We start from the raw sequence: 13961 nt of genomic DNA, 5'->3' as shown, positions 1-13961 counted from the left end.
CCACCGACGCATCCGGAGGGGTCTCCCATGACCGACGCGACATCGACCACGCCGCCGCCCTCACCGCCGACGCCACCGCTGATCCTCGACATCCGAGTCCATGGGGTGAGCAACAGCCCTCCGGCCGAGATGCTCGAGTCCGAACCCGACGCCATCGAGCGCGTCGACGGCGACTCTCTCGGCTCGTTCTGGCAGAGGAAGGACAAGGCCGCCAAGGATGGCGTCACGTCCACGCAGGCGTTCTCGTGGGGCGCGCAGACGCGTACCGGGGGAGGGGCGCTCGCCGCGATCGGGCGAGCCTTCGTGCACGTCGGCTGGTTCCTGCTGCTGCCCTACGCCCTGGTGAACCTGGCCTACTGGACGCGCGAGATCAAATACCAGCCGGACGGCACCACCCGCGCCTGGCACGGCGACACCGGCTCGGGTACGGTGCGGGTCTTCGGGCTCGTGCTCACGTTCATCGCGGTGGCCGCGTTCTGCTCGGTCACGCTCGATCTCGTGGCGGTGCAGTGCTTCCGCGGCACGGCGACCGAGGCGAATCAGGTGTGCGCGGCGCTGCCGTCGATGTTCGACGGCCTGCGCGGACTCGACGTCGACAGCCGGGCGGCCCTGCTCGGACTCGTTCCGGTGATCGTCATCCTCGTCCTCTACCTGATCGCCCGCAGTGGGCGCGTGCGGTTCGAAGCCCGGATCGAGAGGTTCGGCAAGCAGGTCGGCAGTCAGGGCGACGAGGGCCGGCCGCTGCTGGCCACTCGCGGATTCTGGGCCGCGGCGCGCAGCCGGGACACGACGGAGTGGCTGCACGTGGCCGGGGCGCTCCTGCTGGTGCTGTTCCTCCTCGCCTTCGATGCTGCGTTCCCCGAGGCCGACTGCATCGGCGCTCCGGTGACCAAGGACCTCGTCACCTGCCTCGGGACCGTCGCCTGGGTGCCGATGGGCGTCGTGTTCGTCACGGGAGCGGGAATCGTGGCCGTCGTCATCGGCGTGATCATCTCGTCGAGCACGCCGCTGCGGCCACCTGAGACGCCGAAGGATGCGAGCAAGCAGGCCAAGGCGAAGCCGTCACCCGACAAGCTCAATGGTCGCAAGCGCGCGTACGCGTTCGTGTGCCTCGTTTACGCCGCGGTCGGCTACGTCGTCTGGATCGTGCTCACGTTCACCCCGCTCACCGACACCGCGAAGGTGACGAGCGAGTTCATCGGGCTGATCACGGCTCCGCTCGTCCTCATGTCGGTGGCGCTGTTCCTCGCTCTGTATGCGGTGAGCTGGCGGGTGCGCTCGACCTGGCGTCGCCGCACCAGCGCGTTCGTGCTCATCCTCGGGGCGGTGGCGCTGCTGCTGAGCCAGGTCCTCTCCGACTCCACGATTCAATGGATGCTGACCGGAGCGGCGGTCGTGCTCGTGGTGATCCACCTCGTCATCTCGCGGACCCGCCAGGCGAACCCCGGCGCCGCCGAGGGAGAGTCGGATGCGGGTGAACTCCGGTTCCGCGCATGGCGAGGTCAGGGGGCGGCAGTCGTCATGCTGCTCGCACTCTTCGTTTCGATGGCGCTGTCGAGCCTGCTCGTGCTCGCGGTCGCCTCGTGGCTCGGGACGCCCGAGCCGGGCAAGACCGACCGCATCTGGCGCACGCCCAGCGAGCCGCTTCCGCTCTCGGACTGGGACGTCCCCGACGCCTACGAGCGCTTCGCGGTGCTGCTGATGCTGGTCGTCGCGGCGATTTTGGTCCTGCTCATCCTCGCCGCGGTCGTCGTCTTCTCGAAGAAGCTCGTGCGGTTCACCCTGCCGGAGCTGACCTGGAAGGGGGACGCGCCGAAGGACGAGGGCGACGCGGAGTCCCGGGGCGGGGTGGAGAAGCCCGGTGCCGATTATCCGGCGATGCTCGTCGACCCGAATGAACGCGTGCGGATCCGTGCGAGCGCCCGGCGGTCGTCGCATCTGCTCCACCGGGGCGAGCCGCTCTTCGCCTGGATCGCCGTGTTCGCCGCGATCGGGTTCTTCAGCCTGTCCTCCTCGATCGTGTTCGACGCGGCCAAGCGCCTCCTCGAGGACGCGGCGCCGGGCCTTCCGGCCGGCCTGCGCGGCGCGGCGACGGCGATCCTGGTCGCGCTCGCGCTCGCCGTGACCGCGGCCATCGTCGCGAACGCGGCCGCGAGCGGCGAACGTCCGCTCGGTGTCTTCTGGGATGTCGTCGCCTTCTTCCCGCGCGCGGGGCACCCCTTCGCGCCGCCGTGCTTCGCCGAGCGTGCTGTCCCCGAACTGGCGGAGCACACCCGGAAGTTCCTGCGCGAGTCGCCCGCGGATCCCGGCAAGCCATGGTCGGCCGTGATCATGACGGCGCATTCGATGGGGTCGACCATCTCGGCCGCGACGATCCTCGCGCTGCGGGGGGAGAGGTTCTCGGAAGAGCCTGCGGCGGGTCCGCTGCTCACCGAGCGCATCGCTCTGCTGTCGTACGGAAGCCAGCTGCGCGGCTACTTCAGCCGCTTCTTCCCGTCCGTGTTCGGGTATCAGGTGCTCGGGGTGCCCGGGCTCGCCGGGCCATCGCTGTGGAAGGCGGACCCGTGGGGCAGGCAGGTGCTCGCCGAGTTCCCGAGTCCGGATGCCGGGGGAGCGGATGCTGCGGTCACGACGCGTGCGGAGGCCAAGGCTCTCCCTCGAACGGAAACGAAGGCCGAGGTGAGGACGGCCGCCTATAAGAGGGATTCGCTGGCGGAGATGCTCGGGGCAACCGTGTCGCACGCACCGCGCTGGCGCAACATGTGGCGTCGCACCGACTTCCTCGGCTTCCCGGTGTTCAGCTACGACGGCGACGAGAACCCGGTCGACCGCGGGGCGACCGAGACGGCCCCGGGGTATCAGTGGAGTGTCGCCACGCACTCGGCGTATCTGGGGACGGAGCAGATCGAACTCGCCCGCGGCGAGCTGGTGCAGGAGTTGAGCGACAACCCGGTCGTCTAGCGGCATCCACCTCTCAGATCCAGCCGCGCTCCTCAGCCATGAGGACGGCCTGCTGGCGCGTCTGGACCGCGAGTTTGGCCAGAATCGCCGACACGTGGTTGCGCACGGTTCCCGGCGCGAGGGAGAGAGTCCGCGCAATCTGCCCGGTCGTCTCGCCCCGACGGCCTGCGCGCAGGACGTCGAGCTCGCGATCGGTGAGCGGGCATCGCTCATCACTGAGCGCATCCGCGGCGATCTCGGGATCGACGTAGCGGCCGCCCGCGGCCACGCGGCGGATGATCGCCGCGACCTCGTCCGCGTCGCGGGACTTCGGGAGGAACCCGGCCACTCCGGCGGCAAGCGCGCGGCGCAGCACTCCGGGACGGGCGTGACGGGTCACGATGATGCATCGCGTCGCCACCGTGCGCGCGAGTCTCTTCGCAACCTCCACGCCGTCGAGTCCCGGCATCTCGAGGTCGAGCAGGCAGATGTCCGGCGTGAGGCGGATCGCCGCTTCGATCGCCTCCTCGCCGTCGGCGCACTCGGCGACGACGTCGATGTCATCCTCGAGCCGGAGCAGTGCCGCGAGCGCCGAACGGATCATCCCCTCGTCGTCGGCCAACAGCACGCGGATCATCGGGCAGCCGCCTCCGCCGGCACGGTGACGACGACGGAGAACTCGTCGCCGTCCTGGCGTACCTCGAGCGCGCCACCGGCTTCGGCGACGCGCCGCTCCATGCCGGCGATCCCGGCGCCGTCCGCGGAGCGCGGGGCACTCGGAGCGACGTCGTTCGTGATCTCATACCGCCACGTGCGCTCGGGTGTCAGGGTCAGGGCGAGGTGCGCCCGGCGTCCGCCGCCGTGCCGGAGGACGTTCGTGGTCGTCTCGCGGATGACCGGACCGAGAACGTCGGCGGGAGCGGCATCCGCATCCGGTCCGATCGACGCGTCGGCCGCAATGCCCGCCGCACGCAGCAGATCACGCGCGTTGGCCAGCTCGTCGCCGAGGGGAACGGACCGGAAGCGCGTCGCCAGGTCGCGGGTGCCCTGACGTGCCTCGTCCACGCTCGCGCGCGCCAGCCGGAGCTGCTCGAGAGCGGCGTCGGGGTCCCGCGAGAGGAGCTTCTCGGTGAGTTCGAGCTGGAGGGCGATCACCTGGAGGTGGTGCCCTTGCAGGTCGTGGACATCGGTCGCGACGCGCAGCCGCTCCTGGGTGGCGCCCAGACGCGCCTCCGAGATCCGGGCCCGGTCGAGCGTGATGAGCACATCCCACCACCACAGCGAAAGCGCGGTGAGGGAGGGCACGAACACCGAGTACAGCCCGAGCGTCCAGAATCCCGCCGTCTCGGCGGCGGCGCCGCCGGCACCCGGAGCGAAGGGGACGCCCACGTCGATGAACCAGAGACAAGCGAGCAGGATCGTGCTCGCCACCACGAACCGGAGCCGCACTCCGCGTGGCCACGGCAGCAGGACCAGGGACTGAACGATCGGCACGGCGCCCACGAGCCAGCTGCCCGAGACGACGCCGGCGCCGATCCCGTACGCGACGGCGACGAGCACCGGACCGAGGATGCGACGACGGATGGTGACGGTCGACTCGTCACGGTGGCGGTAGTCGAAGAGAAGCGGAAGGGTCGAGGCAGTCCAGACCAGGCCGCCGATCCCCACCACCAGCACCTCGCCGACGGGCTTGCCCGAGCCGAGCAGCATGAGGGACCAGAAGAGCACCAGCGAGAGATCGAAGGCGACCACCCCCGACACCGTGTACCACCACGTGGCGGTCACCCCGCGCGACATCCGCACAGCACTGGCAGGCGCCGGGCTTCGAGATGACGGGGATGCCTGATCGGTCACGGCTCCACCCTAGGCGCGTGACAAAAGTCACGGCCGACGGTGCATTACGCCCGCCGGTTGGTGACGCATCGACACTGTCACGAGCGACCACGTTCGGGTCGACTGGTTGCACCACCTATTCGGTCGCGACCTTCGCACCGACGGAAGGATTGTCATGAACCTCGTCGAGAGTTTTCAGAATCTCGTTGCTCAGGTCCCCGAACTGCTCCAGCCCCTCATCGTCGCGCTCGCCGGCGCCGTCCCGTTCATCGAGGGAGAAGGCGCAGCGGCGATCGGCATCATCGGCGGCCTCAACCCTGTCGTCGCCGCGGTCTCGGGTGCCGTGGGCAACTTCATCTGCGTCGCTGTCCTCGTGTTGCTCAGCTCCGGCGCGCGCGGTGCGATCGTGAACCGGTCGCGGGAGCGTCGGGTAGCAGCCGGTGGAGTTTCGCCGGCCGTGGGCGGAGCAGCATCCGGGGGTGTGAGCACCGAAGACGGTTCGCCCCGCAAGGCGAAGTTCCAGAAGGCGTTCGAGCGCTACGGCGTGCCCGGGGTGAGCCTGCTCGGCCCGCTGCTGCTCCCCACCCAGTTCACTGCCGTGATGCTCGCCGGTGCCGGCGTCTCGAAAGGACGCATCCTGCTGTGGCAGGGCATCGCCATCGCCGCATGGACGACTGCGGTCACCCTGGTGATCACCGGCGTGATCTCGGCCGTCGGCTGAGGCTGCGCGGTTAGCCGCTTCCGTCGCCGGCCTTGGCTGCCCTCAGGGCTTCTCGAGCAGCCGCCCGTCTCGCTTGGACGTCGTCCACATCGAATGCCAGCTGCGGCATCCGGTACTCGTGCTCGAGCACCTCCTCCCACGTGCGCGCGACGAGCACGGCGTCGTCGTAGAGAATCTCGTCGCCGTCCATGTGGAACACGTAGGACGGCGTGACGATGTAGAGCACGTGCGCATCGACCTCGGCATCGTTCCGCAGCTGGTAGAGCGTGCCCGGTCGCGTGAGGACCGCTTGACCTGGGCCGAGGGTGTTGTCGGAGAAGGCCGCCGCCTCGTCTTTCATGCGGATCGTCAGGCGGCCGCTCAGGACATAGGTCACCTGCGTGACGACCGGGTGCACGTGCACCCACGAGTGAACGCCTGCCGGTACTCGCCCTGACGCGATACTGAGCTCTCCGAGCGCGTCCCAGGGAAGATCTCTCTCCGTCGCATCGGTCGCGTTGAGGAAGGCGCTGACGTCGGTGCCATCGGGCACTGTGAAATAGCCGGATGCTTCGAAGACTCGGTTCATGTTCGCTCCTTCGCGTTCGCCGCTGTCGAAGCCACCCCCATCGTGCACCTCCCGGCACGGTTCGGATAGAGGCGGAGCGCTGGCGGATGCCGTCATGCATCGCCGCACGTGGTGCGGAGCGTTCACCCGGGGTATACCTTCATTGCAGAAGCCGCCGGTCGGGACGTGCGCGCTCTCGGAAGCCGGCGACGCTCTACGCGAACGGGGGCGTCGGAATGCACGGTGCGGCGCCTTCGGTGCGCGTGCTCGGCCGGTTCCAGGTGGAACCGGAGGCACGGCTGGCCAACGGTGCCGCCCGCACGGTCGCCTACCTCGCACTCGCCGATGGCAGTGCCGGCCGCGATGAGGTCGCCGAGGCGCTGTGGCCCTTCGCCCACCGGCAGCAGAGCCGGGCGAACCTGCGCAAGTCGATCTGGCAGATCCCCGATGGACTTGTGGATGCCGCGAACGGCAATCTTCGGCTGCGTGCCGACATCGACATCGTCCGGGCGCACGAGGCCGCTGCGGCAGCGCTCTCGGGGGAGCCCATCGAGTTCGCCGACGTGCAGCTGCTCTCGTCCGACGTCCTGACCGGCTGGTACGACGAGTGGATCGATGCCTTTCGCGACGACTTCGCGTCGCTGCGGGTGGCCGCGCTCGAGACCGCGTGCCGCACGCTGATCGAGACGGGGCGGGCGCTCCTGGCCGTTCGCGCCGGCGAGGCGGCGCTCGCCGCAGACCCGTTCCGTGAGAGCGCGGCGCTCGCGCTCATCGGGGCGCACCTCGAGCAGGGCAATCGGCACGCGGCGGCCGCGCTCGGCGAGAGCTTCGCGACGAGGCTGCAGAGTGAACTCGGGCTGCGGCCCGCGCCGCAGTTCGCCGCCGCCGTCCGCCGGGCGGGCGGGCCTGTCCGCAGCTGACCGCCGGACGGCTGAACCGCCCGCCGGCGATGCACGCGCAGGCGCCGCCTTGCGTATGGCAACGCAGGAGCAACGCGCCGGCAACGCACACGCGACCCGCGTGGGGCGATCTCGGTCGCGGACCAGGAGCGCGCCCGGGGCGTACCCGGATCGCGGCGACCCCGCTTTCGGCGACGCCTCGATCCCCCTCGCGGAACCTGCCTCCAGGTGAACTGTGCGCATCAGTGACGAATGGGGTGACTGCGATGTCCATGATCGATCAGCCGACTCGGACCGAAGCGTTCGACGAACTCGAGAACCCGTTCGCTGAGCACGCATTCGCGGGCGAGGCGGAAGAGGAACGGTACGAGGAGGGGTTCACGCCGTGGACGGAGAGCTTCGACCCGTTCACCGAATCGTTCGACCGAGAGGGCGATGAGGCCCCCGGCGCCGAGGTGCAGGCGGGATTCGGGGAGGCGTACGCGGAGCTCAGAGATGAGGCCTTCGACGAGGCCCTCGAGCAGCTCGCGGACGAGACCGCCGAAGCTGTCGGCGGCGCGGCGTTCGCGTTTGAGAGCGGCGACGCGCTGCGCAGCGGCGAGGCGCATCTTGCTCCCATCGAGTCCGCGAGCGAGGCGTACATCGATCGCCTGCTCGAGTCGCTGGAGCAGCTCGATCTCGCCTCGCTCAGCGAATCGCAGCTCGAGGAGCAGTTCGACCGGATCGACACGGAGGCCTACCGGCTCTCGCCGGCGGGCGAGGAGTTCCTCGGCGGACTGGTCCGCAAGGCGAAGCGCGCAGCATCCTTCGTCGTGAGCAAGGCGAAGGCGGTGGGTCGCACGGTCATCGCACCTGCCCTGCGCGCCGTGTTCGGACGCTTGAAGACGCTCGTCCGCCCGCTCCTCCAGCGGGTGCTGTCGTTCGCGATCGGACGGCTTCCCGCGCCGCTGCGACCCGCAGCGCGCGCGCTCGCCAAGCGCATCACCGGCGAATCGGAGGACGAGTTCGAACTCGAGTCGCTCGACGAAGGTCCCGTGCTGGGAGTCGCGTCGCTCGCCATCGACCCGGAGCAGATCGCGGAGGGGTTCGACGCAGCGCTGGCCGAGGCGGCCGTGCTGGGAGGCGAGTCGGAGCAGCCGGAGGCCGAGTACCTCGACGGCTCCGAAGCCGAGAGCGGCGAGTACACCTACGCCGCCGGCGGGCGGGAGCTCGAGGCGCTGGCAGAGGCGCGTGCGACGCTCCTCGACCGCCTCGCCGCCGCCGACGAAACCGAAGACCTCGCACCGGCGATCGAGCAGTTCATCCCGGCGGTGCTCGCGGCCCTGCGCGTCGGCGTGCGGATCGTCGGCCGGCCGAGGGTGGTGCGGTTCCTGGCGAAGTACCTCGCGAACTACATCAGCAAGTGGACGGGGCCGAAGCTCGCCGGCCCGCTGTCGGTGGCGATCGTCAGCACGGGGATGCGCCTTGCCACGCTCGAGGCGGAGGGCGAGGCATCCGAGTCCGGCGAGTCCGGCGAGTCCGGCGAGACGGAAAGCGAACGCGACCTCTCGGCGGCGCTCCTCGCGAACACGATCGAAGACACGGCCCGGCGGCTCGCGGAACTCGAGGACTTCCAGCTCGAGGACGAGGACCTCCTGCAGCTCGGCCTCTCCGAGGCGTTCGAGGAGGCCGTCACGGCGAACTTCCCGTCGACGGTCGTGCGCGAGGAGCTGCAGCTCGCGCCGAGCCTGCAGGCGTCGTTCATCCCGCGCGGGGCACGCTCCCGCTCGCCCTACCGCGTGCTGAACCGGCGACCCGAGCTCACGCTCACGCCGCAGCAGGCCGCGGCCATTCGCACGTTCGGCGGACTGACGCTCACCGCGTCGCTCAAGTCCCGCGGCACCTCTCTGCCGGCGAAGTTCCGGGTGCACATCGTGCAGATCGCGGTCGGCGGGAGCCTGCGCACGGTCGCGGCGGATCTGCGCAAGCGCTTCACGACGTTCCGCCCGACGCCCGGGATGTTCCACCCGCTCACGCCCGCGGCGGCGGCGGCGCTGTTCCGCGAGCCGCACCTCGGCGCGCGCGTCGCCCCGCAGTTCCTGCGGAGCCGGCGCCGGGTCGCCGCCGGGCAGCGGTTCTACATCCTCGAGCCGATCGGCGCGGGCGGAGCGCTCGGCGGCGCACGTCCGGGGCGCATCGGCACCACCGCCGGCTCTTCCGCGCCCGCCACGCGCGGCGTGCCTTCGCAGGGCTGGTGCGTCGTGGATCTGCGGCAGGCCGTCGTGCGCGTCTCCCTGCACCTCACCGAGCAGGATGCCCAGCGCATCGCCGCCGACATCCGCGGCGGGGTCGCACCCGCCGCCGCGCTGCGGACGTTCGCCTCCATCTACGAGGGCGTCGCGCGCTCGTTCGCCAGCCCGGACGGACGGGTGCGTGTCATCCGCGAAGCCGAGTCCGAGGACGAGCAGTTCATCGGCGGCGCGCTGCGCGCGGCCTCGCAGAAGGTCATCGGCGCACTGGCCCGCGTGCTGCGGTCGTGGGTGCTGCCGGCTATCGCGGGCTGGCTGCGGACCAAGTCCGCCGAGTTCGCCCGCGCGGCAGCGAACCCCGCCAACGGGGTCACCCTCGTCATCACGCTCCGCGGGGTGCCGGGGCTGCGCGTGATCGGCGACGTGCTTGCGGGCCGGAGCCTCATCTCCAACACGCGTGCGATCCTCAACGGCAGCGCGTTCCGCGGTGCGCCGAGCATCGACGCGGTGGTCCGCCCGGGACTGGTGCGGCCATGACCGAGACCCTTGCCGCGCACCGCGTCGTGGTCGACGACCTGGAACGGCAGTTCGCGCACTGGCTGACGGCGGCGACGCCCTTCGCCGACGCCGAGGAGTTCGCGTCGGCCGAGGCGTGGCGCAGCGTCGAGGCCGAAGCGGGACTGCCCCTGCGGCGGATGCTCGGCCGGCTCGTCGACGAGCTCCTGCGGCAGGCGGGGCTGGCGCGCGGAGTGATCCGCTCCGCCAGGTCCGACCCCGCTTACGTGCCGGCCGCGGCGGCGGCGGTGCAGCAGCTCCGGCGCAGCTACACCCAGGTCGAGACCACCCTCGAGTTCTTCGGAGACGCGGTCAACACCCGCACGACCGCGCCGCTGGCGATGACGCTGCGCACGCTCGATCGGCTCGCCTCCGCGAGCATGCGCGCCGTGCTGGCGCCGGCCGGTCTGATCGTCCCCCCGACCTTGACATATGTCGATAAGGGCATGGGCGCATCGATCCTCCGAGCCGGCATAAGGCTCTGGTCGCCGGGGAGCGTCAATCCGGTGGCCGCGATCAAGATCGTGCGGCACAATATTTATCGCCCCACCAGCCTTTTTCACGAAACTGGCCACCAGGTTGCAGCGATGACGGGCTGGGTTCCGGCGTTGCGGGACGCGCTCACCCAGGAGCTCGCCGATGCGCCGCAGCTCGCCTCGGTGTGGAGCGGCTGGGCGTCCGAGATCGCGGCCGATGTCTTCGCCTTCGCCCACACCGGCTACGCGTCGGTCTCGGCCCTCTACGACGTCGTCGGCGATGAGAGCACGATCTTCCGCTGGCCGCTGGGCGACCCGCATCCGATCGGCTGGCTGCGTGCGCGACTCGGGGTCGAGATGTGCCGCGACGCGTGGGGACCTGGACCGTGGGATGCTCTCGACGCGGCCGTCGTCGTCGGGCACCCGATCTCGCGGGTCGGGGGAGTGCTCGCCGAGGTGCTGCAGGGTTCCGCCGAGCGGATGCCGCGCATCGCACGCGCGTGCCGCAACACCCGCATCCCGGGCCTTGCCGGTCGCACGATCGGCGAGATGCTGCCGCCCGGCCGGGTGTCGCCGTCCGCGCTGGCCGACTTCGAGCGCGAGGCCGGGCGTGCGCTGTGGACGTCGCCCGAGATTCGCGAGCGCGACGGCATCCGGATCGTTGCACTCGCCGGACTGCGTGAAGCAGAGCGGCCCCAGACTGCGGCCGAGTGGGCCTCGCGGGCCCGTGATTGGTTCCATGGCACGGCTGTGGCCGCGTGAGGAGAGGACAGGAGCGATGGTGGACAACGGGAAGGCCGAGCGAAACGCGCTCACACGGCAGATCGCCGAGCAGAAGAGGGAACTCGCCGACCAGCGACGGCAGCTCGAGGCGAACAACGACAAGCTCCTCGAAATGCTGAAGGAAAGCATCGCGAACGGAGCGGGCGGCAAGCAACTGGCGGATGCCGCGCAGAAGCACCTCGACGAGATCGAGAAGAGCTTCGGCGGGCTGGTGTTCCGCCGGCCGGACTTCGATGCTGGCCAATGGGACAAGCTCGACACGGTACTCGCGGCGATGGAAGCGGCGGATCTCAAGCGCGACATGCGGGTCGACCCCTGGGCGTACGTCCCGGCGACGGATCCGCGTGCCATGGCGGAGGCCACGCGACTGCTGCAGGAGCGCAGAGATCTCGAAGCGAAGGTCCAGCAGCAGCAGCAGCAGCAACAGCAGCAGCAACAGCCACCGACGGGCGCCGCGTCCGCGGCGGCGAATTGAAGGAGTCGGCCCGTGTTCAAGCAACTCATCGACCGTATGGAGAAGGCGGGCAATCAGCCGCCCGCCGTCGTCGCCGCCGTCTTGCAGGCGGATCCCACTGACATCCTGCTCGCCATCGACCAGGCGTGGTCCGCGGCCAACGTGCTCGGCACGCCCGCGACGCCGGCCCTCGCCGTTCTGGCGGGCAGCCCGGCGCAGCCGCCGCCCGTGCGAACGACGCGGCACGCGGAGGGCTACTTCTCGCAGTGGCCGCCGCCGACGTCGCCGACGGGACTCCCGATGCCCCGCTCGTGGGAGCATCTCATCTACGCGTACATGATCGAGAACACGCGGGCGCTGCAGATCTTCGGGCGACTCGTCCGCGAGTTCCGCACCGGTGAGGCGCTCGGCTCGGCCTCGCCGCTCACGCAGCGCTGGCTCGACACGACCGAGGCGCTGTTCTTCGGTGCGGAAGCGCCTTATCCGACCTTCCGTGCGGTGAGTGAGCTGCGGTCGAACCCCGAGTCAGTGCGGCGGAATGCCTACGAGAGGCTGTTCAAGCTCCAGCTGGCATTCGGCACCGAGGTGAACGGCCCGGCCGAGTACCCGAAGGCGATCGCGGCGAACAGCACCTTCGTCTCGCTGCTCGAAGACCTGCTCTACGAGGCGTGGCGTGCGATCACGAACATCCGCAACCAGGTCGGCATGAACGAGACCGATGACGACCGCATCTACCGGATCGCCGAGGAGCTCGCCTTCATGCTCGACGAGCGCACGCAGAATGGAAACCTCGCCCGGGAGGAGCTCGCGGCCGTCGCCGCGGCATCCTGGATCGAAGTCGTGCTGAGTTCGAATAACGACGTGATCCGCGATCTCCGGGCCGAGGGCGTGAGTGTCGAGGGGCGTCTGAAGCTCGTCGGCGAGAAGGTGAAGATGGCGCCACACAGCCGGTCCGATGCGCTCTTCGGCCTGGCGCTTCCGCTCTCGGAGCTTCTCCGCGTGGTGCAGAGCCGCATCCTTCGCAACGGCGCTGACTCGTGGCTCCTCTACGCCACGGTCATTCCCAACGGCGTTACGAACCCCCCGACGGGAGCGCCCGCTCCGCTCGGCCCGCAGGTGCAGCGCGTCCTCACGGAATGGAGCGCGGCGACCGGTCGCGACCTCAAGGCCCGCAAGGCACCCGTCGCCATCACCGCCGGCGGCGCGCGGCTCGTCGGGGCGAGGTCGAGTTAGCGGCGATACCGGATGCTGTCGCACGGTGAATGCCGATGGGCAGCGGACCGCTTGGGGGTCCTCCAGTGATCAAGAAGCAGCCGATTCGAGACGGCAGGGCCAGGCTGCGGGAAGCGTACGCGCGTCGCGGAATCGCTCTCGTGCTCGGAGCGGGCGTCTCGTACGCCTCTGGGCTGCCGAACTGGGCGGGGCTCATGGAGCGGGTGTTCGCCGACCTGCACGACGGCTCGCCGCCGTATCCGGGCCTTGAGGACATGTCGGCACCCATGCTCGCCAGCCTCCTCGAGGAGCGGACGCCTTTCACGGGCGACTCGACCAAGGAGCAGCGCAAGGCCTTCGCCGAGCTCGTGTGGAACGCGTTGTATCGAGACTTCGAGTGGACCCTGGGCACCAAGATCACCCACGGCACGGCGGCGCAGCTCGTTGAGCGGCTCGACAAGAACACGACACTCAAGGCCGTCTCGGCCATGTGCGTGGCGCGGGAGGGTGACACGTTCACGCGGAATCCGAAGGTACGGGCGGTCGTCACCTTCAACCTCGACAACCTGCTGCAGTCCCATTCGGTCGTGAAGTACTGCGCGCGCTACTCGTCCGCACTTCGCGGCGAACGCAGCAGGAATCTCATCCTCCGCACCGTCGAGCGCGCCTCGGCGTCGTCGAGGTTGAGCAAGACGAGTGTCTACCACGTGCACGGCCTCATGCGGTTCGACCAACCCCTGGAGGAGTTGCGCAAGCACGCTCCGGACGGGCTCGTACTGACCGAGCAGGACTACTTCGACGTGTTCAACAACGCGACCAGCATGTTCAACTACAGCTTCCTGCACCTGCTTCGCGAGCACACGGCCGTCTTCGTCGGTCTCTCGATGGAGGATCACAACCTCCGTCGCCTGCTCCACTACTCGAAGCGGGAGCGCGTCGCCGCGCTCGTGGCCGAAGGCGTGACGGACATCGAGGAGATCCGCGAAACAGTGGGGCGGCACGTCGCTCTGTTGAAGCAGAAGAACCCCGAGGCCGACCGCGCGACGGAGGACACGCTTCGACCGCTCGGTGTGCACGTGGTGTGGGTGCGGGACTACCCCGAGATCCCCGAGGTCCTTGCGCCGGTCTACGAGACGGCGGGGGACTGGGATGCCGTCTACGGGACGGTGGCCTGACGAGATATCGGTAACCTCAGTCCAGGGGGCGCGGGGGCGTCCGAGTCTGGGGGAGACGGATGACGCGAAGCTCGTCGCGCCGGTTGCGCGTTGCTCGGAAGGTGCCTGGCCGGATCGCACGACCGCTCGCGGAGCTGG

The 13961-nt window shown here is 69.9% G+C and carries 11 protein-coding genes; 8 read left to right on the top strand and 3 right to left on the bottom strand.

The window, feature by feature from the left end; translation table 11 throughout:
• The first annotated feature begins 27 nt into the window (after positions 1 to 27).
• Complete coding sequence (locus tag ASD93_RS08580; RefSeq protein WP_056121372.1) at positions 28 to 2961, top strand: hypothetical protein; 2934 nt, start codon at positions 28 to 30, stop codon at positions 2959 to 2961.
• Between the two features lie 13 nt (positions 2962 to 2974).
• On the opposite strand, the gene ASD93_RS08575 is transcribed toward ASD93_RS08580, so the two are convergent.
• Positions 2975 to 3577 (bottom strand): response regulator transcription factor, encoded by a 603-nt coding sequence (locus tag ASD93_RS08575; protein ID WP_056121370.1) that lies wholly within the window; start codon positions 3575 to 3577, stop codon positions 2975 to 2977.
• A complete protein-coding gene (locus ASD93_RS08570) occupies positions 3574 to 4794 on the bottom strand; it encodes a sensor histidine kinase (protein WP_235566918.1) in 1221 nt (406 codons plus the stop codon). Before ASD93_RS08570 ends, ASD93_RS08575 begins: the two co-directional genes overlap by 4 nt.
• 154 nt (positions 4795 to 4948) lie before the next feature.
• Here ASD93_RS08570 and ASD93_RS08565 point away from each other — a divergent pair, with 154 nt between their 5' ends.
• Positions 4949 to 5494, top strand: coding sequence for a hypothetical protein (locus tag ASD93_RS08565; RefSeq protein WP_056121366.1), 546 nt, complete (start codon positions 4949 to 4951; stop codon positions 5492 to 5494).
• Between the two features lie 10 nt (positions 5495 to 5504).
• Here the strand turns inward: ASD93_RS08565 and ASD93_RS08560 are convergent, their stop codons facing one another.
• Complete coding sequence (locus ASD93_RS08560; protein WP_056121365.1) at positions 5505 to 6062, bottom strand: cupin domain-containing protein; 558 nt, start codon at positions 6060 to 6062, stop codon at positions 5505 to 5507.
• Positions 6063 to 6277: 215 nt separating this feature from the next.
• Here ASD93_RS08560 and ASD93_RS08555 point away from each other — a divergent pair, with 215 nt between their 5' ends.
• The 6 genes from ASD93_RS08555 (at position 6278) to ASD93_RS08530 (ending at position 13823) form a co-directional block, all read left to right on the top strand.
• Positions 6278 to 6961, top strand: coding sequence for an AfsR/SARP family transcriptional regulator (locus ASD93_RS08555; protein WP_056121363.1), 684 nt, complete (start codon positions 6278 to 6280; stop codon positions 6959 to 6961).
• 245 nt (positions 6962 to 7206) lie between these two features.
• On the top strand, positions 7207 to 9705 hold the full coding sequence (locus ASD93_RS08550; RefSeq protein ID WP_056121361.1) for a hypothetical protein: 2499 nt from the start codon (positions 7207 to 7209) through the stop codon (positions 9703 to 9705).
• On the top strand, positions 9702 to 10961 hold the full coding sequence (locus tag ASD93_RS08545) for a hypothetical protein (protein ID WP_056121359.1): 1260 nt from the start codon (positions 9702 to 9704) through the stop codon (positions 10959 to 10961). The genes ASD93_RS08550 and ASD93_RS08545 overlap by 4 nt, the downstream gene beginning before the upstream one ends.
• A 16-nt stretch (positions 10962 to 10977) precedes the next feature.
• Entirely contained in the window at positions 10978 to 11457 is a 480-nt protein-coding gene (locus ASD93_RS08540) for an ADP-ribosylglycohydrolase family protein (RefSeq protein ID WP_056121357.1), read from the top strand.
• Between the two features lie 12 nt (positions 11458 to 11469).
• Positions 11470 to 12669, top strand: a complete 1200-nt coding sequence (locus ASD93_RS08535; RefSeq protein WP_056121356.1) for a hypothetical protein — start codon at positions 11470 to 11472, stop codon at positions 12667 to 12669.
• Between the two features lie 65 nt (positions 12670 to 12734).
• Entirely contained in the window at positions 12735 to 13823 is a 1089-nt protein-coding gene (locus ASD93_RS08530) for an SIR2 family protein (RefSeq protein ID WP_056121354.1), read from the top strand.
• Positions 13824 to 13961: the final 138 nt, after the last annotated feature.

It is taken from the genome of Microbacterium sp. Root180, assembly GCF_001428485.1.
Taxonomy (GTDB): domain Bacteria; phylum Actinomycetota; class Actinomycetes; order Actinomycetales; family Microbacteriaceae; genus Microbacterium.
This window is presented reverse-complemented; position numbering and strand designations above follow the sequence as displayed.

Bases quoted from the DNA above. Each gene is read 5' to 3' on its own strand.
- ASD93_RS08575 (WP_056121370.1), bottom strand. From the start codon at position 3,577: ATGATCCGCGTGCTGTTGGCCGACGACGAGGGGATGATCCGTTCGGCG.
- ASD93_RS08550 (WP_056121361.1), top strand. From the start codon at position 7,207: ATGTCCATGATCGATCAGCCGACTCGGACCGAAGCGTTCGACGAACTC.
- ASD93_RS08560 (WP_056121365.1), bottom strand. From the start codon at position 6,062: ATGAACCGAGTCTTCGAAGCATCCGGCTATTTCACAGTGCCCGATGGC.
- ASD93_RS08555 (WP_056121363.1), top strand. From the start codon at position 6,278: ATGCACGGTGCGGCGCCTTCGGTGCGCGTGCTCGGCCGGTTCCAGGTG.
- ASD93_RS08545 (WP_056121359.1), top strand. From the start codon at position 9,702: ATGACCGAGACCCTTGCCGCGCACCGCGTCGTGGTCGACGACCTGGAA.
- ASD93_RS08565 (WP_056121366.1), top strand. From the start codon at position 4,949: ATGAACCTCGTCGAGAGTTTTCAGAATCTCGTTGCTCAGGTCCCCGAA.
- ASD93_RS08540 (WP_056121357.1), top strand. From the start codon at position 10,978: ATGGTGGACAACGGGAAGGCCGAGCGAAACGCGCTCACACGGCAGATC.
- ASD93_RS08580 (WP_056121372.1), top strand. From the start codon at position 28: ATGACCGACGCGACATCGACCACGCCGCCGCCCTCACCGCCGACGCCA.